The following is a 22,726-nucleotide window of genomic DNA, read 5'->3' as shown; positions in this document are numbered from 1 at the left end:
ACCCCGAGACGTCCTGGGCCGGCCCAAGGGCCGACCCAGGACACACCGGTATGAGAAACTGTTCACGATGTCGTGGGACACATGTGTTCACGAAGTCCTGAGACAGCACAGCCGGTTAGAACCGGCCAAGCCACTCACGAGTACTCGGCGTCGGCCCCATGACAGTCCCCCTTGTCCTTGCTGGGCGCCCACGGACTGACCCCCACTTTCCCGGTGTTGCCAACGTCGATCGGTCCATGGGGCTCGCGGGTCTGCCAGGGCTGGCCGGTGGCCGGCGCGATGTCGAAGTACGTGCCGCTGGTGGCGACGACATTCGCGTCGGTCACGGTGTTCTTCCACAGCACGGTGGCGATGGCCTCATCGCCCGGCGCCAGGGTGACCGCGGTCGGCGGATTGCCCAGGTTCGGCACGGAGGCCACCGAGTCGGAACCGTTGATCACGGTGACGTCCAGGGGTTTGTGGTCCTGGTCGAGCACCCGCAGTGCCGGATAGCCGTTCAGCGTCACCGGGTCGCTGCCGCAGTTGGCGAGCAGGATCGGGGTCGCCCGCAGCCCCATGGCCGCGTCGGTCTCGCGCAGGGAGATATACGGCCCATGCGGCACCTCCGCCTTCGTCGCGGTGGTCGCGGTGGTCGTCGGCGGAGGCAGGGGTGCCGGCGCGGGTGCCGAGCAACCCACCAGCAGAGCGCCCGCGCCGAGCGGACAAAGGTGACGAAGTTTCACTTCACCGACTCTGCCATGCCACCGCAACTCGCCGTCGAGTTGCGATGCTTAGCGTGCCTGGAGGTGGTGGGCGAGGGTGGTGAGGAAGGGGTCGATGGTGGCGGGGTCGCGGACGGCGATGCGGAGGTATTCGGGGCTCAGACCGGGGAAGGTGTCGCCGCGGCGGACGGCGTAACCGGCGTCGCGCAGGCGCAAGCGCAGCTTGTCCGCGCCTGGTAGGTGGATGAGGACGAACGGGGCCTGCGGGTCGCCGATGACGTCGATGTTCAACGCGCGGAGGCCAGCGACCAGGTGGTCTCGGTCGTGGCAGGCGGCGACGGCCAGAGCTTCGGCCTCGGCGACGGCCGTGGGACGACTGCAGGCGACGACGGCGACGGCTGCCAGTGTCGATACCGACCAGGGCGGTTGCACGGCCCGCAATCGCGACACGATCGTGGACTCGCCGAGCAGGTAGCCCGCGCGCAGTCCCGCGATGCCCCAGGTCTTCGTCAGGCTTCGGATCACGACGACACCGGGAAGCGCCTGCGCGGCAAGGCTTTCCGGCTCACCGGGGACGGCGTCGAGGAACGCCTCGTCGACGACGACCAGCCGCCCGGGCCGCGCCAGTGCACGCAGGGCTGCGGCGGAATGCAGGACCGACGTCGGATTGGTCGGGTTGCCGACAAAGACGAGGTCCGCCTCCTCCGGCACGAGCTCGGGACGCAGGACGAAGTCGGGCCCGGTCAGCACCACGCGCTCGACGTCGTGCCCGGCCGCGCGCAAAGCGGCTTCCGGCTCGGTGAACTGCGGGTGCACGACAACGGCGTGCCGCGGCCGCAAGGCCGTTGCCAACAGGGTGAACGCCTCGGCCGCACCCGCCGTGACCAGCACTTCTTCGAGGTCGCGCTCGTGCCGCGCGGCGACGGCCGCGGTCGCCGCTGTCGGGTCGGGGTAGGCCGCCAGATCGTCGAGCGCGGCGGCGAGCTCGCGGCGAAGCCACTCCGGCGGCGTCGGCAGGCGGACGTTGACAGCGAGGTCCACCAGTCCCCCGCCGACCTCGGAGTCCCCGTGATGGTGCAGGTCGAACTCAGGCACGTTCACGGATCAAGCTCGCTGAGTGGGCGTGGACAGCGGCGGCGAAGCGTTGCGCCAGCTCGGGATAGCCCGCCCAGTGGACGTGCAGATACGACGCGTGCAGCGACGCCGACGCGAACCCTTCCGGCTGCCTGTCCCAGCCCCAGGCCGGGGGTTCCCCTTGCGCGGGAACAACTTCCGTGCGGTGGAACTCATGCCCGGTGACCCGCTGACCAGTGACGGCCAGCAAGTTGTCCGAGAGCGCGACGGCTCTGCGGTACCCGAGCTTGCCGCGTTTCGTCATCACCGCCGAGGCGTTCACCGCACCGACCATCGGCAGGCCGTCGAGTTCGCGGCACAGGTAGAGCAGCCCGGCGCACTCCGCCGACACCGGCATCCCGCGCGCGATCGCGGCGGCCACCGCTCCCCGCAAAGCGGCGTTGCCGGACAGCTCCTCGGCGTGGACCTCGGGGAACCCGCCGCCGAAGTACAACCCGGCGCAGTCCTCGGGCAGTTCGGCCGCCCACAACGGATCGACGTCCACGACGTCGACGCCGGCAGCGGCAAGCAGCTCGACGGTTTCGGTGTAGCGGAACGTGAACGCCTGCCCGGCGGCCGCCGCGATCACCGAACGCGGGCCCTCGTGCGTCACCTCCGAGGCAGGATCCCAAGGCGTCCCCGACAACGGCGAAGCGTTCCGCGCGATGCTGACGACGGCATCGAGGTTGACACCCGCGGCGATCCACTCCGCCAGCTTCGGCAACATCCGCTGCGACTCCGCAACCCGCTCACCAGCGGGAACGAGTCCCAGGTGCCGGCTCGGCGCGTGGATTTCGTCGCTGCGCCGAAGCGCACCCAGCAGCGGGACACCCGTGGCTTCCAACGCCGTGACGATCTCGTCCTCGTGCCGCTGCGACCCCAGCTTGTTCAGGATGACGCCGGCGAGCCGGACGCGGGTGTCGTAGTTCGCGAAGCCGAGCACCACGGCCGCGACACTCCGACTCGCCGCGCTGGCGTCCACCACGAGCACCACAGGCGCGTCGAGCAACCGCGCGACATGCGCTGTCGAGGCGTAGCCCTCGGTGCCGAGCGCGCCGTCGAACAGGCCCATCACGCCCTCGATGACGGCGATGTCCGCCCCGGCGGAACCGTGCAGCAGCAACGGAACCAGCCGATCCTCACCCTGCAGGAACGGGTCGAGGTTGCGCGCGGGCCGCCCGGTGGCGAGCGCGTGGTAGCTCGGGTCGATGAAGTCCGGGCCGACCTTGTGCCCGGACACCGCCAGCCCGCGCGCCCGCAGCGCCGCCATCACTCCGGCTGCGATGGTGGTCTTGCCGTGCCCGGACCCGGGGGCGGCGATCACCACCCGCGCTACCACCGGACCACCACCGCACGCACCACGGCGGCCGCCACCGCGCTCACCGTCGTAGTCACCATCGAGTCACCATCGCACTCACCACGGTGGCCCTCACCGCGCTGGGGGTTCGTGGTCACCACTCGATGCCTCGCTGCCCCTTTTGCCCGGCGTCCATCGGGTGCTTCACCTTCGTCATCTCGACGACGAGATCCGCGGCCTCGATCAGCTTCGGCGGCGCGGCGCGGCCCGTGATGACGACGTGCTGGTGCCCAGGCCGGTTCGTCAGTGCCTCGACCACGTCGTCGACGTCGAGCCAGCCCCATTTCAGCAGGTAGCTGAACTCGTCGAGCACGTAGAAATCATGCTGCTCATCGAGCAGCTGCCGCTTGATCTCGGCCCAGCCCTCACGCGCGTTCGCGGCGTGGTCCTCCTCCGTGCCTGCCTTGCGCGCCCAACTCCAGCCCTCGCCCATCTTGTTCCACACCACCGGCCCGCCCTGGCCGGTCTGCTCGTGCAGCTCGCCCAGGGTGCGGAACACCGCCTCCTCACCGACCTTCCACTTCGCCGACTTCACGAACTGGAACACGCCGATCGACCAGCCCTGGTTCCAGGCACGCAAAGCCATCCCGAACGCGGCCGTGGACTTGCCCTTCATGTCGCCGGTGTGGACGACGAGAAGCGGCCGGTTGCGGCGCTGGCGCGTGGTCAGCCCGTCCTGCGGGACGACGTCCGGTTTCCCCTGCGGCATCAGGCAGCCCGCCCCGAAGTCCGCGAACGCACCGCACCCGCCAGGGACTCGGCAGCGACGTCGGCGAGCGGGACGTGGTCCGCCCTCAGCCTCGCGGCGAGCTCGCCGGCGAGTCCGAGCCGCATCTTGCCGGTCTCGCAGTCCATCACGACCGCGGCGACACCGGACGCGGCCAGCAAGTCGGCGGCGAGTTGCGAACGGGCGACAGCGTCAGCCCCGCTGGTGGCGCGGCCATCGGTGACGACTACCAGCAGCGGACGCCTTCTTGGGTCCCGAATCTTCTCAATACGCAATACCTCCGCGGCTCGTAGGAGACCTTCCGCCAGCGGGGTGCGTCCGCCGGTAGGTAAAGCGTCCAGCCGGGTCGCGGCGGTGTCAACGCTGATCGTCGGCGGCAAAGCAAGCTCGGCGGTGTCGGCCCGGAACGTCACCAGACCCACCTTGTCCCGCCGCTGATAGGCATCTACCAGCAAAGACAGCACCGCGGATTTGACCTCGCGCATGCGTGCACGCGCCCCCATCGAGCCGGAAGCGTCGACGCAGAACAGTACGAGATTGCCCTCTCGTCCCTCCCGCAGCGCGAACCGGAGGTCCTGCGGCTGAAGTTTCAGCCCGGTACCGGACCGGCCGCGCGCGATCTGATGCGCGGCCGCCGCACGCACGGTCGCGACCAGATGCGGATGCCCTTCGCGGACACCCGGCGGCTTGACGCCGATGGTGCGGCCGGAGTCGGTGATCGCTCGCGAACGTCGTCCGTGTGCGCCCTCGCCAGTCCCGTCGACAGTGAAAAGCTTTGCGCGGTAAGGGGATCCCGCGCCGACGGTCTGCTGGTTCCCGGAGCCCGGACCCTCCCGCGACTCGGATTCCCGCGGCCCGCTCTCGCCGGAACCGGAAGAAGGCGCCTCGGATCCTGATCCCGGACCATCGTCTTCAGGCCCTGGATCCTCGGGCGCCTGCGCGTCCTGCAACGCCTGTTCGAGCTGCTCCTCGGGGATTCCGGGCGCGTCGAACGGGTTGCGGCGACGACGATGCGGCAGCGCGAGCCGGGCAGCGACGCGGATGTCGTCGGTGGTCACCTCGTCGCGCCCGGACCAGGCCGCGTGCGCGACGGCCGTCCGCGCGGTGACGATGTCCGCGCGCATCCCGTCGACCTCGAAGGACGCGCAGATCTCGGCGATCTGGCGCAACGCGTCGTCCGGCAGCTTGACGCCCGGCAGAAGTCCTTGTGCGGCTTGGATATCCGACGCGAGCGCGCCATCGGCCTCGGCGTATTCGGCGGCAAAGGCGTCCGAATCGGCTTCGTAGGCGAGCCTGCGGCGGACGACCTGCACGCGCAGCTCGGGATCGCGGCTGGACGCGACCTCGACCGTCAGCCCGAACCGGTCGAGCAGCTGCGGCCGGAGCTCGCCCTCTTCCGGGTTCATCGTGCCGATCAGCACGAACCGCGCCGCGTGCGACACCGACACACCCTCGCGTTCGACCGTCGCGCGCCCCATCGCGGCGGCGTCGAGCAGCGTGTCGACCAGGTGGTCGTGCAGGAGGTTGACCTCGTCGACGTAGAGCAGCCCACGATGTGCCGCGGCGAGCAGCCCAGGCTGGTAGTCCGTGACGCCTTCGCTGAGCGCGCGCTCGAGGTTGAGCGAGCCGATCACCCTGTCCTCGGCAGCACCGACCGGCAGCTCGACCAAGCGAGCGGGCCTTGTCGACGTCGGCGCGCCCGCGGCGTGCGGGCCGTCCGGGCAGGCCGGGTCCGGGCTCGCGGGATCACACGAGAACCGGCAGCCCCCGACGACGTCGACGCTGGGCAGCAGGCCGGCGAGCGCCCGGACCATCGTCGACTTCGCGGTGCCCTTCTCACCCCGCACCAGCACCCCGCCGATCGCGGGCGAGATCGAGGAAAGCACCAGCGCCAGCCGGAGGTCGGCCATCCCGACGACGGCGGTGAACGGATACGGCTTCAAGCCTGTCTCCTCTACGGGCGAGGTGGGTGTCCGCGCCCACCGGTCAGGTCCCGCGCCGGGGTGAACCCGGTCACGCGACGGACGTCCAAGCTCTGACTCGCAGCCCTTGGCAGGCTGCTCACAGTGGCGGGACCGCCCCGGACTCGCACCGGGTTCCTCGACGGCCGTCGCTCGCGATCATCGCATAGTCGTACCGGTGGGATAGCGTCGCGAACGTGCGCGAAAAATCACCCGTCACCGTCGTCGGTATCGGCGCCGACGGCTGGGCCGGGCTCACCGGGCCCGCCCGCGACGCCATCACCGGCGCCGACGTGGTGTTCGGCGGCCCGCGTCAGTTGGCGTACCTGCCGGACGACGTCGCGGTGACGCCATGGCCGAGCCCGCTGCTGCCCTCGCTCGACGGCCTGCTGGCCGAGCACGCCGACCAGCGGATCTGCGTCCTGGCCAGCGGCGATCCGCTGCTTTCCGGCATCGGCACGACGCTGATCCGGCGGCTCGGCGCCGAGCACGTCCATATCGTGCCCGCACTGTCCTCGGTGACGCTGGCGCGGGCGCGGCTCGGCTGGGCAGCCGAGGAAACCGAGGTCGTCACCGTGGTCGGACGCGACGTCCACCGGGTGAACCGCGTGCTCGCACCCGGTCGCCGGGTGCTCGTGCTCGGTTCGACTGCCGGCACCCTCGGCGACCTGCTGAAAGCCCGCGGCTACGGCGAAAGCCTGCTGACCGTGTTGGCCGAGCTCGGCGGCTCGCAGGAACGCGTCCTCGACGGCTGGACGTACCCGGACGCCGAGCTGAGCGTTATCGCGATCGACTGTGTCGGACCGCCGTTGTCGCTGGTCAGCGGGTTGCCGGACGACGCGTTCGAGCACGACGGGCAGCTCACCAAACGCGACCTGCGGGCCAGCGCGCTCTCCCGGCTGGCGCCCGTGCCCGGTGAACTGCTCTGGGACGTCGGGGCGGGCGCGGGCAGCGTCGGGATCGAGTGGTCGCGCGCGCATCCGCTCAACCGCGCGATCGCCGTCGAGCGGGACCCCGAGCGCGTCGCCCGCATCGGCCGCAACGCCGACACCCTCGGCGTGCCCGAGCTGCGCGTGGTGACCGGCTCGGCACCCGACGCGCTGTCCGGGTTGCCCGAGCCGGACGCGATCTTCCTCGGTGGCGGCCTCACCGCGCCCGGGGTGCTCCAGGCGTGCCTCGCCATCGGCGCGCGGCTCGTCGCCCACGGCGTCACGCTCGAATCCGAGCAGATCCTGGCCACGGCGTACGCCGAGCATGGCGGCGAGCTGACGCGGTTGTCCGTCGAACACGCGGCGCCGCTGGGCGGCTTCACCGGCTGGACTCCGGCCCGCACAGTCACACAATGGAGCAGAACACCGGGGAGCCGCACCCGATGACCGTCTATTTCATCGGCGCCGGACCCGGTGCCGCCGACCTGATCACCGTGCGCGGACGGGGCCTCCTCGAGCGCTGCGAGGTGTGCCTCTACCCCGGCAGCATGACCCCGACCGACCTGCTCGCGTACTGCTCACCCCAGGCGAAGCTCGTCGACACGGCGAACCTGAGCCTCGACGAGATCATCACCGGGCTGGTCGCGGCGCACACCGACGGACACGACGTCGCCCGGCTGTGTTCCGGCGATCCTTCGCTCTACAGCGCTGTCGCCGAACAGATGCGCAGGCTGGACGCCGAAAGCGTGCCGTACGAGGTTGTCCCGGGCGTGCCGGCGTTCGCCGCGGCGGCAGCCGTACTGGGTCGCGAGCTGACCGTGCCGACGGTCGGGCAGAGCCTGGTCATCACGCGTGCGCAGGCGAGGTCCACTGCGATGCCTGAGGGCGAAGACCTGGCGGCTTTCGCACGGACAGGCACAACGCTGGCGCTGCACCTGGCGATCAACCGGATCGAGCAAGTCGTCGCCGAGTTGCTGCCGCACTACGGCGCCGACTGCCCGGCCGCCGTCGTCGCGCTCGCGAGCCAGCCCGGCGAACAGGTCCTGCGCGGCACGCTGTCGGAGATCGCGGCGTTGTCGCGGGCGGCGGGCATCAGCCGGGCGGCGATGATCTTCGTCGGGAAAGTGCTTGCGGCAGAGGGCTTCCCGGACAGCTTCCTGTATTCGAGAACCCGTGATCGCGCTAGCCAACCGGAGTCACTGTGAAACTGCGCTGGGGCCTGCTGGCCGCCGGTACGATCGCCGCCGAGTTCGCCAAAGGGGTCCTCGAAAGCGATCTCTGCGAACTCACCGCCGTAGCCGCCCGGTCGGCGGAACGGGCGTCGGCGTTCGCCGAGCGGTTCGACATCGGCAAAAGCTATGGCACGTATGAAGAACTGCTCGCGGACGACGAGGTCGACGCCGTGTACATCTCGACCCCGCATCCGATGCACGCGGAGTGGGCGATCAAGGCCGCCGACGCGGGGAAGCACGTGCTGTGCGAAAAGCCGCTGACCCTGACCTATGCCGACACCGAGCGCGTGATCGAAGCGGCGCAACGCAACGACGTCTTCCTGATGGAGGCGTTCATGTACCGCATCCATCCTCAGATGCGGCAGCTGCGGGAACTGATCGAATCCGGCGCGCTCGGGGAAGTCCGGGCTGTCGACGTCACGTTCAGCTACGCGTCCACGGAAGCGCCTGAGCGGCTGACCGACCGAGCGCTCGGCGGCGGCGGCATCCTCGATGTCGGCTGCTACTGCACATCGCTCGCGCGGCTGGTGTCCGAGGCTGCGACGGGCCTCGAAGCGGTGGAGCCGATCGAGGTCAGCGGCATGGCGAGGCTCGCGCCCAACGGCGTCGACGAGGTCGCGATGGGCCTGCTGCGGCTGCCTGGGGACATCCTCGCGCAGCTCTCGTGCGGTTTCCGGTTGGCGCAGGACGACCACATCCGGGTCTACGGCGACGAAGCACAGCTCTACATCGCGCGGCCGCCGTGGATACACGGGATGCGGCCGGCCGGGGTCTCGAAGATGGTCCTGACCAGGTCGAACGGGCAGACAGAGCACATCAAGGCCCAGACCGAGAAGGGCCTCTACGCCGCCGAAGCCGACTACGTCGCAGCGCACATCGCCGACCGGCAGGGGCCGGAAGTCAGCTGGCAGGAGTCGCTGGCGAACGCCCGGACGCTGGACCGGTGGCTGGCCGCGGTGGGCGGATGACCGTTCTGGTTCTGGGCGGCACGGCCGAAGCGCGTGCGCTCGCGTCGGCACTGGTCGCCAAGGGCGTGCCCGTGGTGTCGTCGCTCGCCGGCCGTGTTGCAGAGCCAAAACTGCCCGAGGGCGACGTCCGCGTCGGTGGTTTCGGCGGGCCGACGGGTCTCGCCGCGTGGCTGACCGAGCACGGTGCGAAGTCCATTGTGGACGCTACACATCCGTTCGCGGAGCGCATCGGCGCGTCGGCGGTGGAGGGCGCGCGCTCGGCCGGGGTGCCGTTGTTGCGGGTGCAACGACCGGGTTGGCAAGCCGGGCCGGGCGACCGCTGGCACTGGGTGGACTCGCTCGCCGACGCTGCTGCGGCGTTGCCCGCGTTGGGGCGCCGGGTGTTCCTGACCAGCGGCCGGCAAGGCGTGGCGGCGTTCCGCGAGCTGTCGCAGCTGTGGTTCCTCGCGCGGTTCGTCGACGCGCCGGAGGAACCGCTGCCGCCGAACTTCGAGGTACTGCTCGCGCGTGGGCCGTATGACGTCGACTCGGAGGCCGAGCTGATGCGGGCGCACGACGTCGACGTGCTCGTGACCAAGGACAGTGGCGGCGCGATGACGTCGGCGAAGCTCGCCGCCGCGCGCGGGCTCGGGCTGCCGGTCGTGGTGGTCCGCCGGCCGCGGCGGCCGGCCGCGGACACTGTAGACACTGTGGAAGCCGCTGTGGAATGGGTGCTGGCGCGATGATCGACGCGTTTTACGAGGTCCTCAACCGCCGCCGGGACGTCCGGGCCGAGTTCACCGGCGAGCCGCTCGACCCGGCCGCGCTGGACCGCATCCTCGCTGCCGCGCACGCCGCGCCGAGCGTCGGCCTGACCCAGCCGTGGGACTTCGTGCTGGTCGCCGACCCGGTCACGCGGCAGGCGTTCGCCGACCACGTCCAGTCCGAGCGCGCGGTGTTCGCCGGCTCGCTGGACGAGTCGCGAGCCGGGACGTTCTCGCGGATCAAGATCGAGGGCGTCATGGAGTCCAGTCTGGGCATCGTCGTCACGTACGACCCGGCACGCGGCTCCCCAGCGGTGCTCGGGCGGCACGCCATCGCCGACGCGGGGCTGTACTCGGTGTGCCTGGCGATCCAGAACCTGTGGCTCGCAGCAACAGCGGAAGACCTCGGCGTCGGCTGGGTGAGCTTCTACCGCGAAGCGTTCCTCGCCGACCTCGTCGGGATCCCCGAGGGCATCCGGCCGGTGGCGTGGCTGTGTCTCGGCCCGGTGAGTGAACTCGCGACGGTGCCCGACCTGGAACGCCACGGCTGGCGCGACCGCCGCCCCCTCGCCGCCGCTGTCCACCACGAACGCTTCACCCCTCACGCCTGAGGCGGGTCACGGTCCCCTCGGGGCCACCCTTGTCGCGTCCGCCGCATTGGCGTTGAACGACATTGCCTGGAATTTAGGCGTGGAGCCGGGCTGTTGGTCTCCTGGGACGGCTGGTCCCCATTCGTGTCCCATTCACCCCAGGAGTCCCAGTGTTGTTCCTGGGGCTGGTGTGACGTCGCTGCGCGCCCTCAGGGCCACCTTAGTGGCGTTGAACGCACTGCGAGGGTCGACGTCAGAATGGCCCTGAGGGGTCCTCGGCACGGCGGCGTCACGGCCCGTTAGCGTTGCGCCGGTGCGCATGACCAGCAGTTCTGGGGGAAAGCCGGGGAAGACCCGGGTGCTCGCGATCGTGCTCGGGCTGGTGTCCGCTGGGTGCGCGCTGGCGTTCCCGTTCCTGCCCGTCGTGCAAGACACCGCTGAGATCGTCTGGCCGAACGCGGGCGACACGCGGCCGGTGAACGCGCCGCTGACCGGGTACTGGGCCCAGGACCTGCGGGTCGACTTGCCCTGCGCCACGATCCGCGCGCTCGACGCCCGCACTGCCGCGCCCGCGCTGCTGTATTCGACGGTCCCCGAACCCCGCCCGGCGACGGCCAACCCGCAGGACGGCACCGGCGGGCAGCTGTGGATCGACAACGGACTGCTGACGGCGTCGATGCGCGGCAAGCAGGTCGCGCGGCAGCCGCTGCCGGCGTCCGGCTGCGACGTCCACTTGGACTCGGACGCGAACCGCACCATGCTGAGCGTCGGCTCGACGGCGATCTACGACGAGAGCGGCGACGTCCGCCCGCGCGTGATCGGGATCTACTCGGCCATCAGCGGCGCCAAGGATCCGACGGCCGCACTGTCGGTGTCGATCACCCCCGACACGCGCTACCAGTCCGCACTGACCGGGTGGAAGACCGCCGACGGCTTGGTCGCGGCGTTCGCGTTGCTCGGTTGTCTCCTCGCGGTGAGCAGGCTGGACAGCCGGGGCGCGCGGCGCGCACCACGCTGGGCACCGATCGGCTGGTGGCGCCCGACCGGCCGCGACATCACGGTGTTCACCGCGCTCGGCGCGTGGGTGTTCATCGGCCCGCTGACCTCCGACGACGGCTACATCCTGACGATGGCGAGAGTGGCCGGACCGACCGGTTTCCTGGCCAATTACCACCGCTGGTTCGGCGTCGCGGAGGCGCCGTTCGGGTGGGTTTACCACGTCTACGGGGTGATGGCCGAGGTCAGCACGGCGCCGCCGTGGATCCGGCTGCCGTCGTTCCTGCTCGGAGTGTTCAGCTGGCTGCTGATCAGCCGCGAGGTGATGCCGCGGCTCGGCACGCAGGTCCGCCGGAGTCCCGCGGCGGGGTGGGCGGCGGCCGCGGTGTTCCTGGTCTGGTGGATGCCGTTCAACAACGGCGTCCGGCCCGAACCCGTGGCCGCACTCGGCTCGCTGCTCGCCATCTGCGCGGTCGAGCGGACGCTGGTCACCCGGCGCCTGCTCCCGCTGTGCCTCGGCTTGCTCGCCGCCGCGTTGACGCTGGCCGCGACGCCGACCGGGTTGATCGCGGTCGCGCCGTTCCTGGTCGCCGCGCGCCCCCTGTTCAAGCTGCTGCGCGACCGCGCGCGCCGCGGCGGCTGGCTGCCGGTGCTCGCCCCGATCCTCGGTTCCGGGCTGCTCGTGCTGGTCGTGGTGTTCGCCGACCAGACCTACGCCACGGTCCTGGAAGCGACGAGGATCCGGACGGTGGTCGGGCCCAGCCTGTCGTGGTTCCAGGAATTCGTGCGCTACCAAGCACTTTTCGAGGACTCGGCGAACGGTTCGGCGACGCGCCGGTTCCCGGTGCTGCTGATCCTGCTGTGCACCGGCGCCTGCCTGGTCGTCCTGCTGCGCCGCGGCCGGATTCCGGGTGCCGCGCTCGGCCCCAGCCGACGCCTGATCGGCACGACGGCGTTGTTCTTCCTGCTCCTGGCGTTGACGCCGACGAAGTGGACCCACCACTTCGGCGCGTTCGCCGCCGTCGGGGCGTCCATGGCGGCGTTGACGTCGTTGGCCACGAGTTCCACCGTGCTGCGGTCGCGGCGGAACCGGGCCGGGTTCCTCGCCGGGCTGCTGGTGGTCGCCGCACTGGCCGCGACCGGGCCGAACGCGTACTTCTTCGTGTCGAAACTCGGCGTCCCCTGGTCGGATTCGGCGCCCAAGTTCGGTCCGGTTTCGCTGTCGACGATCCTGCTCGCGGCCGCCGCGGTCTCGGCCGTCGTGGCGTTCGTCGAGAACGTCCGCGCCCATCGACCCGGGCAGGAACCGGCGCCGCAGGAAAGACGCGGCCGGTCGCTGAAACTGGGGTCGCTGTCGCTGGTCGCGGTGTGCGGGCTGGTCGCGGCCGCCGAGTTCGTCAGCATGCTCGTCGCGATGCACGGGCAGTCCGGCAGCTACAGCCTCGGCGCGGCGAACTTCGGTGAGCTGACCGGCAAAAGCTGCAACCTCTCCGATCACGTCATGGTCGAGCGCGACGCCATCACGAGCATGCTGAAGCCGCTCCCCGCCGACGCCCAGAGCACCATCGACGACCGGCCGAAGACCACACTTCCCCCGCAGGACATCGGATACGGGCCGGTCCAGACCGGGTTCCATACCGTCGCGACCGAGGACAACGACCCGCTTTCCGAGCCACCACACGGGTTCATGCCCGCCGCGGTGCCGATGTGGAGCAGCTACTACGAGCGGACGGCCCCCGCCGGGCGACTGCGGACGCCGTGGTTCGGCCTGCCCGCCGGGCCGAAAGGCGGACAAGTGGTCATCGCGGTCGACACCGCGCCCGCCAAGGCGACGTCGGTCAGCGTCGAGTTCGGCATCCCGACGTCGAAGGGGATGAAAGTCGCCCGCTCACAGGTGATCCAGCCGCAGGGCGGGGGCGCCGGGCAGTGGATCGACGTGCGGCTCAACCTCCGTGACTTCCCGGCCGACGCCACGGCCGTGCGCGTGGTCGCCACCGACGACGACCTCACCGAGGAAGGGTGGGTCGCCGTTACCGCGCCTCGCGTGCCGACGTTCACCACGCTGACCGAGAAACTCGACGGGAAGCCGGTCTACATCGACTGGCCGGCGTCGTTCGTCTACCCGTGTTCGAACCCGGTGACCTCGCACGACGGCATCGCCGACGTGCCGGCGTACCGGATCACCGCGGGCAGCCTCGCCGACGAGGCCAAGTGGGCCACCAGCACCAACGGCGGTCCGCTCGGCTGGCTCGAGGAGCTGTCCGCCGAGCCGGAGGTGCCGAGTTACCTGCTGGGGCAACCCGGACAGTCCTGGGGCCGGCTCCTGCAGATCACGCCGTACGTCGAAGGCGTCCCGCCGACCGTGCGGCACGGGAAGAAGACCGTGTCCGGCTGGTGGTCTCCCGGCCCCGGCCCCCGCCAGCCCAACGGCGTCGACCCGACCCGCTGAGGACACTGACTCGCGAGTGTCCGCTAGAAGCGGCCGGAACACTCACGAGTCCTTGTCGCCGGTGCGGGACAGGAAGTCCGGCTGGGACAGTCAGGGCGTCTGCGGGTCGTGGTCGCTGATGCCGCCCCAGCGGCCAGGCGGCAGCACGATGAGCCGCGCCTTGCCGACGACCTTCGACACCGGCACCAGCCCGTTCGCCCCGCCGCCACCCTGGCAGCGCGAGTCGCACGAGTCGTTGCGGTTGTCGCCCATCACCCACAGGGCGCCGTCGGGGATCTTGATCGGCGCGAACGGCTGCTGCACCGGCGCCATGTCCTCGCGCCAGTAGATGTACGGTTCGTCGAGCGGTTTGCCGTTGACCAGGACCCGGTTCTGCGCGTCGCAGCACTGGACGGTCTCACCGCCGGTCGCGATCACGCGTTTGACGAAGTCGTCGTCGCTCGGCGCGACCACGCCGACCAGCGAACCGAGCTCGCGCAGGCCCGAGACGAAGAAGTTGCTCGACCCCGCGGGCTTGAACTCGGAGTTCTCCCAGTGGTCGGGCCGGTGGAACACGATGACGTCACCCGGCGACGGATCGGTGAAGTCGTAGGTGACCTCGTCGACCAGGATGCGGTCGCCGTTGCAGCCCGTGCAGCCGTGCAGCGTGTGTTCCATCGACGCCGACGGGATGACGTACACCCGCCCGACGAACAGTTGCAGCACGATCGCGAGCACCACCGCGACCGCGACCAGGATCGGCAGCTCACGCCAGAACGACCGCGTCTTCTTGGCCTTTTTGGGTGGCCTGTGCCGACCGTGTGCGTTGTCCGGCTTGTCGCCTTCGGGAGCACTGTCGTCGGGTGTGTCACCGGTCTCGTCCACTCACGCAGTGTAAATGCGCCCGCTCAGTAGTGACGCGGGGTCCAGACGATCGGCGCGCCGCCCGGCCGCGCGGACACCCGGGTGCGTGACGAACCGACAATCAACAGGCACCGCATGTCCACTGTGGAGGGATCCAGCGTGCCGAGCGTGACGACCCGCACGGATTCCTCATTGCCGCCGATATCGCGCGCGATCACCACGGGCGTCTCCGGGGAACGGTGTCGCAGCAACACTTTCCGCGCCAGCTCCAGTTGGGTCGTGCGAGTGCGCGACGCCGGGTTGTACAGCGCGAGGACGAGGTCCGCCGCACCCGCCGCGTCGAGCCGACGCTCGATGACGTCCCACGGTTTGAGCCTGTCGGACAGCGAAAGCACGCAGTAGTCGTGGCCGAGCGGCGCACCGACGCGGGCGGCGGCCGCCTGTGCCGCAGTGACACCGGGGACAACACGGACAGTCACGTCGGCAAAACGCCCGGCGGTGTCAGTTTCCGAATCCGCCTGTTCCAGCACCGCGGACGCCATCGCGAACACGCCGGGGTCACCGGACGACACCACGGCGACGCGAGCGCCACCGGCCGCCAGCTCCAGCGCCTCCACCGCCCGTTCGGCCTCGACGGTGTTGCCCGAAGCGTGCCTCGACTGCCCAGCGCGTTGCGGCACCTTCGCGAGGTACGGCCCGTAACCGACCAGGTGCTCAACGCCCGCAAGTTCCTCGGCCGCTTCCGGCGTCAACCACTGCGGCCCAGCCGGCCCAAGGCCCACGACGACCACCTCGCCGACAGACACCACGGCAGCAGTCTCGACGTCGTCACGAGCGCGCGCCGCGTAGGCCGGACTCGGCAAGAGCGCGAGCGAAAAGTACGGCACCGACGCGGGATCGACGTCGGCGAACGGCTCGATGCGCTGCTGTCCCCACGTCGCGCGCTCGACGTAGAAGGCCTCGTCGAGCCTGCCGGACTCGGCCAGCGCCTCGCGAACCGCGCCGAACGTACGGCCGAGTTTGAGCACCGCAGCCGGGCCGGAGTCGGCGAGCCGCCGCGCGAGCTCCGGCGCCGGCAGCGTGCCCGGCAGCACGGTGAGGACCTCGTCGCGCTGCACCAGCGGCCGTCCCAGCACTGACGCCGCCGCGCTGACCGACGTCACGCCGGGCACCACATGCGCTTCGTACCGGTCTGCCAGCCGCTCGTGCATGTACATGTAGGAGCCGTAGAAGAACGGGTCGCCCTCGCACAACACGACGACGTCGCGCCCGGCGTCGAGATGCACGGCCAGCCGCTCGGCGCTGCGCTCGTAGAACTCGGTGATCGCGCCTTCGTACCCGCCGGGGTGGTCGGTGGTTTCGGTGGTGACCGGGTACACCAGCGCCTCTTCGAGCTGGCCTTCGCGCAGGTACGGCTCGGCGACCGACCGCGCGATGCTCCGGCCGTGCCGTGCGCTGTGGTACGCGATGACCTCGGCTTCGCCGATCAGCCGGGCGGCCCTGACCGTCATCAGCTCGGGGTCGCCGGGACCTAGTCCGACGCCCCAGAGTGTGCCGCTCATTCTTCCTCCTGCGCCATCGCGTTGATCGCGGCCACGGCCATCGCGCTACCGCCCCGCCTGCCCCGCACCACCAGATAGGGTCCGCTCGCCCGCTCGACGAGGTCCACTTTGGACTCGACAGCCCCGACGAACCCGACCGGGACGCCGATGATCGCCGCCGGCGCGCCGACCCCTTCATCGAGGATCTCCAGCAGCCGGAACAACGCCGTCGGCGCGTTGCCGATCGCCACCACCGAGCCGGGCAGCTTGTCGCGCCACAGCTCCAGTGCCGCGGCCGACCGCGTGGTGCCCATCCGTTCGGCGAGCGCGGGCACCCTCGGGTCGGACAGCGTGCAGAGCACCTCGTTGTCCGCGGGCAACCTCTTGCGCGTGACGCCGCTGGCGATCATGTTCGCGTCGCACAGCACGGGCGCGCCGTCTTCGAGCGCCGTGCGCGCCGACGCGACGACGTCGGGTGAGAACACCAAGTCGTCGACGAGGTCGACCATCCCGCAGGCGTGGATCATCCGCACCGCCACCCTGGCGACGTCGGCGGGCAGGCCCGAAAGCCCGGCCTCCGCACGGATCGTGGCGAACGAGCGCCGGTAGATCTCCGCGCCGTCGCGGATGTAGTCGGTCACGAACCGCTCCCCTGGATCAACGAATCTCTGACGTTTTCGAGCGGAACCCAGACGTCGTCGACGCGGTATCCGCCGCTTTCGGCGACGACGTCGACGTGCTCCCCCGCGGGCTTGCCGCAGCGCCGCTCACAACCGGAGAAGTGCGCGCGCCGGGACGACGGGAGGCCGCGCAGTGTCCGCTGTGCGTCGGCGCGGACGTCGGCGCGCGACTTGGCACAGCCGGGACGGCCGATACAGGCGCTGACCTGCAGCGACGACGAGCCAGGATCGACCACGAGACCGGCCTCGACAAGCGCGTCGAGGTTCGCGGTGTCGGGCAAGACGATGGACCGCCACGGCGTCACGATCACGCGCGGGCCGACGTCGGCCAACAGCCGCGCCTGAGCAGTGGAAAGGCGGCCGAACGGCGGTGCGAGGCCGATCGTGGTCCCGCCGCCGTCGGTGTCGAAGACGCCGATCGGGACGGCCGGGGGCGGGGGCAAAGCCACCGGTTCGCGAGGTCCGTCCAGCAACACCGAGGGGTCGGGCAGCTCGCGTACGCGCCACGCGGTTCCCCGTACGGCGACGAACGCCGACGCCACGCGCACCAAGGCGTCGACAGCGTCAGTGATGCGGACGCCGGTGTCGGCTCCGGCCAGCAGCAGGACGCCGTCGAACCAGGTCACGTCGGCGCCCTCGGCGGCGACATCGCCGCGACCGTCGTCCAGCGCGAACAAGAACCGGCCGGGCAGCTCCGCGAGCTCCGGGCGAGCGCAGATAGCGGCGTCGAGCTCGGCCGCCAGACCGCTGACGTCGGTGAAGCCACCGGTCAGGCCGCTAAGCGGCGAAGCGAGGATGTTTCGCACACGCTCGTGAGCCGGAGAAGGGAGCAACCCGGCGTCGGACAGCCGCTTGACCAACTCGGCGGAATCACGTTCCAAGCCGCGGAGCTGCAGGTTTCCGCGTGACGTCAGATGCAGCGCGCCGTCGCCGAGATCGTCCGCACAGTCCGCGAGGACCTTCAGCCGCGCCGAGGACACGCCGCCGCCGGGCAGCCGGACCCGCGCCAGCGCCCCATCCGCCGCGTCGTGCGTGGCGAACACCCCCGGGCACAAGTCGGCTCGGGCACGGGAAACAGGCATGCCGACACTGTAAGCGGCAGCCGCTACGCCTGGTCCAGCCGAGCGTGGGTGAGCGCGGCCACAACAGCCTCCCGCTGGACGACGTCTTCGCGGACCGTGCGGTTCAGCTCGACGTGGAGGAACGTCGTGCCGACGGCCGCCGCCACGATGCCCTGCGAGTTGGTCATGCCAGCCAGCCCCGCGCACGGCTCTTCCCAGGCACACGCGACGTCGAACCCGGCCGCGAGCAGGCGTTCGGCGGCCCGTTTCGCGGGTGCGCCGACCGGGGCGCGGCCAGTGGACAGGACGACGTCGACGCCCGGCATGCGGAGGTCGTTGAAACCGTGCAGCTGGACCTGCGGCAAGCCGCGTTCGGCCAGCTCGGCGGCGACTGCGTGGAACACCGAGCGCGGCTGGTGGGCGACGTCGGCGGTGCGTCCACCCGCGCGGCGATGTGCCCCGGCGACCAGCAGAACCGCCCCGCGGACCTGGCGGAAGTACTCGAGTCCCACCAGCTCGGTCCGCAGGTCGGAGTTGGAATGCGGGACCTCGACAGCGAGCGACGGCGGCGCGGACCTGTCGACGACGTAGAGCCCCCAGGCGCGATCGGTGCCCGGCTCGTTGACGGCCAGCGTGTACGACCTGCCGGTTTCGTCGTCGACGTCGTCCTCGACCGAAAAGCCCAGGTCGGAAAGCTCTGCGGGGACACCGCCGAGCAACTTCGCGAACCCGCGCGCTGCCGTTTGGCGCTCCTCGGGCGTTGGCGACCGGTACGGCTGCCGCGCGGTCAGTCCGGCGACGAAAGTGATCACTCGTGCGGTCAGTTTCACTCCCTGGTCCGGGTTTCACCATACGCACGGAGACGTCACCTTGACGACGGGCCGCGGGCACCGGAGAGTGAGCGGGAACCCACGCGTCGGCAGGTGGAGGAACCCGGTGAGAGTCCGGGGCGGTCCCGCCACTGTGACCGGGCCCCCAGCCCGGCAGCCAGGAACTCCCGCCGACGTCGACCACCTATCCGGGGCGAGGCACCCCGTGAGGAGCACCGTGATCCTGCTGCTGTCCACTTCGGACACCGACCTGCTCAGCGCCCGGTCGAGCGAAGCCGCCTATCGGCTGGCGAACCCGTCCAGGCTCGATCTGGCCGAGCTGCCCGCCCTGCTGGACGGCGCGTCGATCGTCGTGGTGCGCATCCTCGGCTCGGAGCGCATGTGGTCCGACGGCCTCGACACCGTCCGTGCGAGCGGTGCGCACGTCGTCGTCCTCGGCGGTGAGCAGGCCCCGGACGCCGAGCTGATGAAGCTGTCCAGCGTCCGGTCCGGCATCGCGACCGAGGCGCACGCGTACCTCGCGCAGGGCGGCCCGGGCAACCTCGCGCAGCTGCACCTGTTCCTGTCGGACACCCTGCTGCTCACCGGCGACGGTTTCGAACCGCCCGCGGAGCAGCCGCTGTGGGGCGTCCTCGACCGCGAGCGACGCCGGACGAACGGCCCGGTCGTCGCGATCTTGTACTACCGCGCGCACCACCTCTCGGGGAACACGGCATTCGTCGAGGCGCTCTCGTGCGCCATCGAGGACGCGGGCGGGCAGGCTCTGCCCATCCACTGCGCGTCGCTGCGCTCGCGCGAGCCGGACATGATGACCGAGCTCGGCAAGGCCGACGCGCTGCTGGTCACCGTGCTCGCGGCCGGCGGCACCAAGCCATCCGAAGCCGGCGCCGGTGGCGACGACGAGGCCTGGGACGTCGCCGAGATGGCCGCGCTCGACATCCCGATCCTGCAGGCCCTGTGCCTGACCAGCGACCACGAAACCTGGGAAGCGAGCAACGAGGGCCTGTCCCCGCTCGACGCCGGAAACCAGATGGCGGTGCCCGAGTTCGACGGCCGCCTGATCACGGTTCCGTTCTCCTTCAAGGAGATCGACATCGACGGCCTGCCTCGGTACGTGCCCGACGCCGAGCGCGCGTCGCGGGTCGCGGGGATCGCGCTGGCCCACGCACGGCTGCGGTACACGCCGACGGCCGAGCGCAAGATCGCGCTGATGCTGTCCGCCTATCCGACCAAGCACTCGCGAGTCGGCAACGCCGTCGGGCTCGACACCCCGGCGTCGGCGGTGAAGCTCCTGCGCGAAATGGAGTCGCTGGGTTACGACCTCGGCGACTCGTTCCCCGGGGTCATCCCGACCGGCACCGAGCAGCCCGACGGTGACGCGCTGATCCACGCGCTCATCGCGGCCGGCGGCCAGGATCCCGAGTGGCTCACCGAAGAACAACTGTCCGGCAACCCGATCCGAGTGCCGGCCGCGCGGTACAAGGAGTGGTTCGCGCGGCTACCCGCCGATCTTCGCGAGGGCATGGAAGAGCACTGGGGCCCCGCGCCCGGCGAGCTCTATGTCGACAAGTCGTCCAATCCGGACGGTGACCTCGTGCTGGCGTCCCTGCGGTCGGGCAACGTGATCATCATGATCCAGCCGCCGCGCGGGTTCGGCGAGAACCCGGTGGCGATCTACCACAACCCGGACCTCCCGCCGAGTCACCATTATCTGGCCGCTTATCGCTGGCTGGAGGAGGAATTCGGCGCGCACGCCGTGGTTCATCTCGGCAAGCACGGGTCGCTGGAGTGGCTGCCCGGCAAGACCGCCGGGCTTTCGGCGTCCTGCGCGCCGGACGCAGTGCTCGGCAACCTGCCGTTGGTGTATCCGTTCCTCATCAACGATCCCGGTGAGGGCGCGCAGGCCAAACGCCGGGCGCACGCCACGATCATCGACCACCTCATCCCGCCGATGGCCCGCGCCGAAAGCTACGGCGACATGGCCCGGCTCGAACAGTTGATGGACGAGCACGCGAACATCGCCGCGATGGACCCGGCGAAGCTCCCGGCCATCCGCGCGCAGATCTGGACGCTGATCCAGGCCGCGAAGCTCGACCACGACCTCGGCGTCGACGCCCGCCCACACGACGCGGAGTTCGACGACTTCCTGCTGCACATCGACGGCTGGCTGTGCGAGGTGAAGGACGCGCAGATCCGCGACGGGCTGCACATCCTCGGCGAGGCCCCGGTCGGCGAGGCGCGGATCAACCTGGTGCTGGCGATGCTGCGCGCGCAGCAGATGTGGGGTGGCGCGCAAGGTGCCGTGCCCGGTCTGCGCTCGGCGTTGGGGCTGAAGGAAAACAGCGACGCGCCGATGTCCGAAGTGGACGCCGTCGAGGCAACCGCGCGGGCTCTGGTCGTCGCCATGGAAGCCCACGACTGGGATCCCGCCGCTGTCGCGGGTGTCTGCGCGGAGGTCCAGAGCCCCGAAGTCGAGCGGGTGCTGACGTTCGCGGCCACGGAAGTCGTGCCGCGGCTGGCGGGGACGGACGGCGAGATCAAGGCCGTGCTGCACGCCCTCGACGGCGGGTACATCGCCGCTGGTCCGAGCGGGTCGCCGTTGCGCGGGCTGATCAACGTGCTGCCGACCGGCCGCAACTTCTACACCGTCGACCCGAAGGCCATCCCGAGCCGCTTGGCTTGGGAAACAGGGCAGGCACTCGCGGACTCGCTGCTGCGCCGCTACCGCGAGGACACCGGCGACTGGCCGCGGTCGGTCGGGCTGTCGGTGTGGGGCACGTCGGCGATGCGGACCTCCGGCGACGACGCGGCCGAGGTCCTCGCGTTGCTCGGAGTGCAACCGGTCTGGGACGAGGCGTCGCGGCGGGTCACCGGAATCGAGGCGATCCCGCTCGCCGAGCTCGGCCGTCCGCGGATCGACGTCACCGTGCGGATCAGCGGGTTCTTCCGCGACGCCTTTCCGCACGTCATCGCCCTGATGGACGACGCCGTACGGCTGGTCGCGGCCCTCGACGAACCCGACGAGCAGAACTTCGTCCGCGCACACACCCGCGCCGACCTGGCCGAGCACGGCGACGAGCGGCGTGCGACCACGCGCATCTTCGGGTCCAAACCGGGCGCGTACGGCGCCGGGCTGCTGCCGCTGATGGAGTCCGGGAACTGGCGCGACGACGCCGACCTCGCCGAGGTATACGCCGTGTGGGGCGGGTTCGCGTACGGCCGCGACCTCGACGGCAAGCCCGCGCGTGAGGACATGGAGAGCTCGTACAAGCGGATCGTGGTGGCGGCGAAGAACACCGACACCCGCGAGCACGACATCGCCGACTCCGACGACTACTTCCAGTACCACGGCGGCATGATCGCCACCGTGCGCGCGCTGACCGGTGCGGCCCCAGCGTCGTACATCGGTGACAGCACCACCCCGGACGCCGTCCGCACGCGGACGTTGGGCGAGGAGACCGCGCGTGTGTTCCGCGCGCGAGTGGTGAACCCGCGCTGGATCACCGCGATGCGCAAACATGGGTACAAGGGCGCTTTCGAGCTCGCGGCGACCGTCGACTACCTGTTCGGCTTCGACGCGACAGCCGGGGTCGTGCAGGATTGGATGTACGAGAAGCTCACCGAGTCCTACGTGCTGGACAAGGAAAACCAGGAGTTCCTCGCCAAGGCGAACCCGTGGGCGCTGCGCGGCATCATCGAACGCCTCACTGAGGCCACCGAACGCGGCCTCTGGGCCGAACCCGACCCGGACCTCCTGGCCCAGATGCGCGAGGTCTACCTGCGCATCGAAGGCGACCTCGAGGCCCAGTAACCCCTGCCGCTCCTTCACGTTCGCACTTTTGGGCCGCGCAAGGACGGCACTTTTGTACCTTTGTGGCTCTTGTGTCGTATGTGTGGGTCCGCGACGCCTCAGTGGGTGCCGGGTGATGTGGACTGGCTCCGTTTTACCGCGGCAGGGACGGGTGGTGTGGGGGAAGGGATTCTGAAGGTCGGTTGGGGTGGCTG

17 protein-coding genes and 2 riboswitches are annotated in these 22,726 nt (G+C 70.5%); of the genes, 7 read left to right on the top strand and 10 right to left on the bottom strand.

Annotated features, from left to right (window positions below; all coding sequences use genetic code 11):
* Window positions 1-134: 134 nt before the first annotated feature.
* From JWQ81_RS38390 to JWQ81_RS38370, 5 genes are all read right to left on the bottom strand, one after another.
* On the bottom strand, window positions 135-722 hold the full coding sequence (locus JWQ81_RS38390; protein ID WP_297549586.1) for a DUF4232 domain-containing protein: 588 nt from the start codon (window positions 720-722) through the stop codon (window positions 135-137).
* Between the two features lie 48 nt (window positions 723-770).
* On the bottom strand, window positions 771-1,796 hold the full coding sequence (cobC, locus tag JWQ81_RS38385; RefSeq protein ID WP_297549591.1) for an Rv2231c family pyridoxal phosphate-dependent protein CobC: 1,026 nt from the start codon (window positions 1,794-1,796) through the stop codon (window positions 771-773).
* Entirely contained in the window at window positions 1,789-3,153 is a 1,365-nt protein-coding gene (locus tag JWQ81_RS38380) for a cobyrinate a,c-diamide synthase (RefSeq protein WP_297549585.1), read from the bottom strand. The genes cobC and JWQ81_RS38380 overlap by 8 nt, the downstream gene beginning before the upstream one ends.
* A gap of 112 nt (window positions 3,154-3,265) precedes the next feature.
* Window positions 3,266-3,880: a cob(I)yrinic acid a,c-diamide adenosyltransferase gene (gene cobO, locus JWQ81_RS38375; RefSeq protein WP_297549584.1), complete on the bottom strand. Its 615-nt coding sequence runs from the start codon at window positions 3,878-3,880 to the stop codon at window positions 3,266-3,268.
* Complete coding sequence (locus tag JWQ81_RS38370; RefSeq protein WP_297549582.1) at window positions 3,880-5,841, bottom strand: putative cobaltochelatase; 1,962 nt, start codon at window positions 5,839-5,841, stop codon at window positions 3,880-3,882. The genes cobO and JWQ81_RS38370 overlap by 1 nt, the downstream gene beginning before the upstream one ends.
* Before the next feature lie 70 nt (window positions 5,842-5,911).
* A riboswitch (cobalamin riboswitch) is annotated at window positions 5,912-6,031 on the bottom strand.
* A 25-nt stretch (window positions 6,032-6,056) separates the two neighbouring features.
* On the opposite strand from JWQ81_RS38370, the gene cbiE reads away from it, so the two are divergent.
* The 6 genes from cbiE (at window position 6,057) to JWQ81_RS38340 (ending at window position 13,766) form a co-directional block, all read left to right on the top strand.
* Window positions 6,057-7,235 (top strand): precorrin-6y C5,15-methyltransferase (decarboxylating) subunit CbiE, encoded by a 1,179-nt coding sequence (cbiE, locus tag JWQ81_RS38365; RefSeq protein ID WP_297549580.1) that lies wholly within the window; start codon window positions 6,057-6,059, stop codon window positions 7,233-7,235.
* Window positions 7,232-7,993: a precorrin-4 C(11)-methyltransferase gene (cobM, locus tag JWQ81_RS38360; RefSeq protein WP_297549589.1), complete on the top strand. Its 762-nt coding sequence runs from the start codon at window positions 7,232-7,234 to the stop codon at window positions 7,991-7,993. Before cbiE ends, cobM begins: the two co-directional genes overlap by 4 nt.
* Window positions 7,990-8,988, top strand: coding sequence for a Gfo/Idh/MocA family oxidoreductase (locus JWQ81_RS38355; RefSeq protein WP_297549578.1), 999 nt, complete (start codon window positions 7,990-7,992; stop codon window positions 8,986-8,988). The genes cobM and JWQ81_RS38355 overlap by 4 nt, the downstream gene beginning before the upstream one ends.
* Window positions 8,985-9,713 (top strand): cobalt-precorrin-6A reductase, encoded by a 729-nt coding sequence (locus JWQ81_RS38350; RefSeq protein ID WP_297549576.1) that lies wholly within the window; start codon window positions 8,985-8,987, stop codon window positions 9,711-9,713. The genes JWQ81_RS38355 and JWQ81_RS38350 overlap by 4 nt, the downstream gene beginning before the upstream one ends.
* Window positions 9,710-10,342, top strand: a complete 633-nt coding sequence (gene bluB / locus JWQ81_RS38345; protein ID WP_297549574.1) for a 5,6-dimethylbenzimidazole synthase — start codon at window positions 9,710-9,712, stop codon at window positions 10,340-10,342. Before JWQ81_RS38350 ends, bluB begins: the two co-directional genes overlap by 4 nt.
* A gap of 298 nt (window positions 10,343-10,640) precedes the next feature.
* Entirely contained in the window at window positions 10,641-13,766 is a 3,126-nt protein-coding gene (locus JWQ81_RS38340; protein WP_297549572.1) for an arabinosyltransferase domain-containing protein, read from the top strand.
* Between the two features lie 90 nt (window positions 13,767-13,856).
* Here the strand turns inward: JWQ81_RS38340 and lepB are convergent, their stop codons facing one another.
* The 5 genes from lepB to JWQ81_RS38315 are packed head-to-tail and all read right to left on the bottom strand — an operon-like array spanning window position 13,857 to window position 18,703.
* Window positions 13,857-14,630, bottom strand: a complete 774-nt coding sequence (gene lepB / locus JWQ81_RS38335) for a signal peptidase I (RefSeq protein WP_297549571.1) — start codon at window positions 14,628-14,630, stop codon at window positions 13,857-13,859.
* A 23-nt stretch (window positions 14,631-14,653) separates the two neighbouring features.
* The gene (locus JWQ81_RS38330) at window positions 14,654-16,171 is read right to left on the bottom strand and encodes a precorrin-2 C(20)-methyltransferase (protein WP_297549569.1); all 1,518 of its coding nucleotides are present in this window, start codon (window positions 16,169-16,171) and stop codon (window positions 14,654-14,656) included.
* A complete protein-coding gene (locus JWQ81_RS38325; protein ID WP_297549567.1) occupies window positions 16,168-16,791 on the bottom strand; it encodes a precorrin-8X methylmutase in 624 nt (207 codons plus the stop codon). The genes JWQ81_RS38330 and JWQ81_RS38325 overlap by 4 nt, the downstream gene beginning before the upstream one ends.
* Window positions 16,788-17,912 (bottom strand): precorrin-3B synthase, encoded by a 1,125-nt coding sequence (gene cobG, locus JWQ81_RS38320; protein WP_297549565.1) that lies wholly within the window; start codon window positions 17,910-17,912, stop codon window positions 16,788-16,790. The genes JWQ81_RS38325 and cobG overlap by 4 nt, the downstream gene beginning before the upstream one ends.
* Before the next feature lie 23 nt (window positions 17,913-17,935).
* Window positions 17,936-18,703, bottom strand: coding sequence for a hypothetical protein (locus JWQ81_RS38315; protein ID WP_297549563.1), 768 nt, complete (start codon window positions 18,701-18,703; stop codon window positions 17,936-17,938).
* Window positions 18,704-18,777: 74 nt separating this feature from the next.
* Window positions 18,778-18,907, top strand: a riboswitch (cobalamin riboswitch).
* Window positions 18,908-18,938: 31 nt separating this feature from the next.
* Here JWQ81_RS38315 and cobN point away from each other — a divergent pair.
* Window positions 18,939-22,532: a cobaltochelatase subunit CobN gene (cobN, locus tag JWQ81_RS38310; protein WP_297549587.1), complete on the top strand. Its 3,594-nt coding sequence runs from the start codon at window positions 18,939-18,941 to the stop codon at window positions 22,530-22,532.
* The last annotated feature ends 194 nt before the right edge of the window (window positions 22,533-22,726 follow it).

Source organism: Amycolatopsis sp. (assembly GCF_025464955.1).
In the GTDB taxonomy this organism is placed as follows: domain Bacteria; phylum Actinomycetota; class Actinomycetes; order Mycobacteriales; family Pseudonocardiaceae; genus Amycolatopsis.
This window is presented reverse-complemented; position numbering and strand designations above follow the sequence as displayed.

Excerpts from the sequence above, each read along its gene's own strand:
- JWQ81_RS38340 (WP_297549572.1), top strand. The coding sequence starts at position 10,641 with ATGACCAGCAGTTCTGGGGGAAAGCCGGGGAAGACCCGGGTGCTCGCG.
- cobM (WP_297549589.1), top strand. The coding sequence starts at position 7,232 with ATGACCGTCTATTTCATCGGCGCCGGACCCGGTGCCGCCGACCTGATC.
- cobG (WP_297549565.1), bottom strand. The coding sequence starts at position 17,912 with ATGCCTGTTTCCCGTGCCCGAGCCGACTTGTGCCCGGGGGTGTTCGCC.
- JWQ81_RS38350 (WP_297549576.1), top strand. The coding sequence starts at position 8,985 with ATGACCGTTCTGGTTCTGGGCGGCACGGCCGAAGCGCGTGCGCTCGCG.
- JWQ81_RS38330 (WP_297549569.1), bottom strand. The coding sequence starts at position 16,171 with ATGAGCGGCACACTCTGGGGCGTCGGACTAGGTCCCGGCGACCCCGAG.
- bluB (WP_297549574.1), top strand. The coding sequence starts at position 9,710 with ATGATCGACGCGTTTTACGAGGTCCTCAACCGCCGCCGGGACGTCCGG.
- cobO (WP_297549584.1), bottom strand. The coding sequence starts at position 3,880 with ATGCCGCAGGGGAAACCGGACGTCGTCCCGCAGGACGGGCTGACCACG.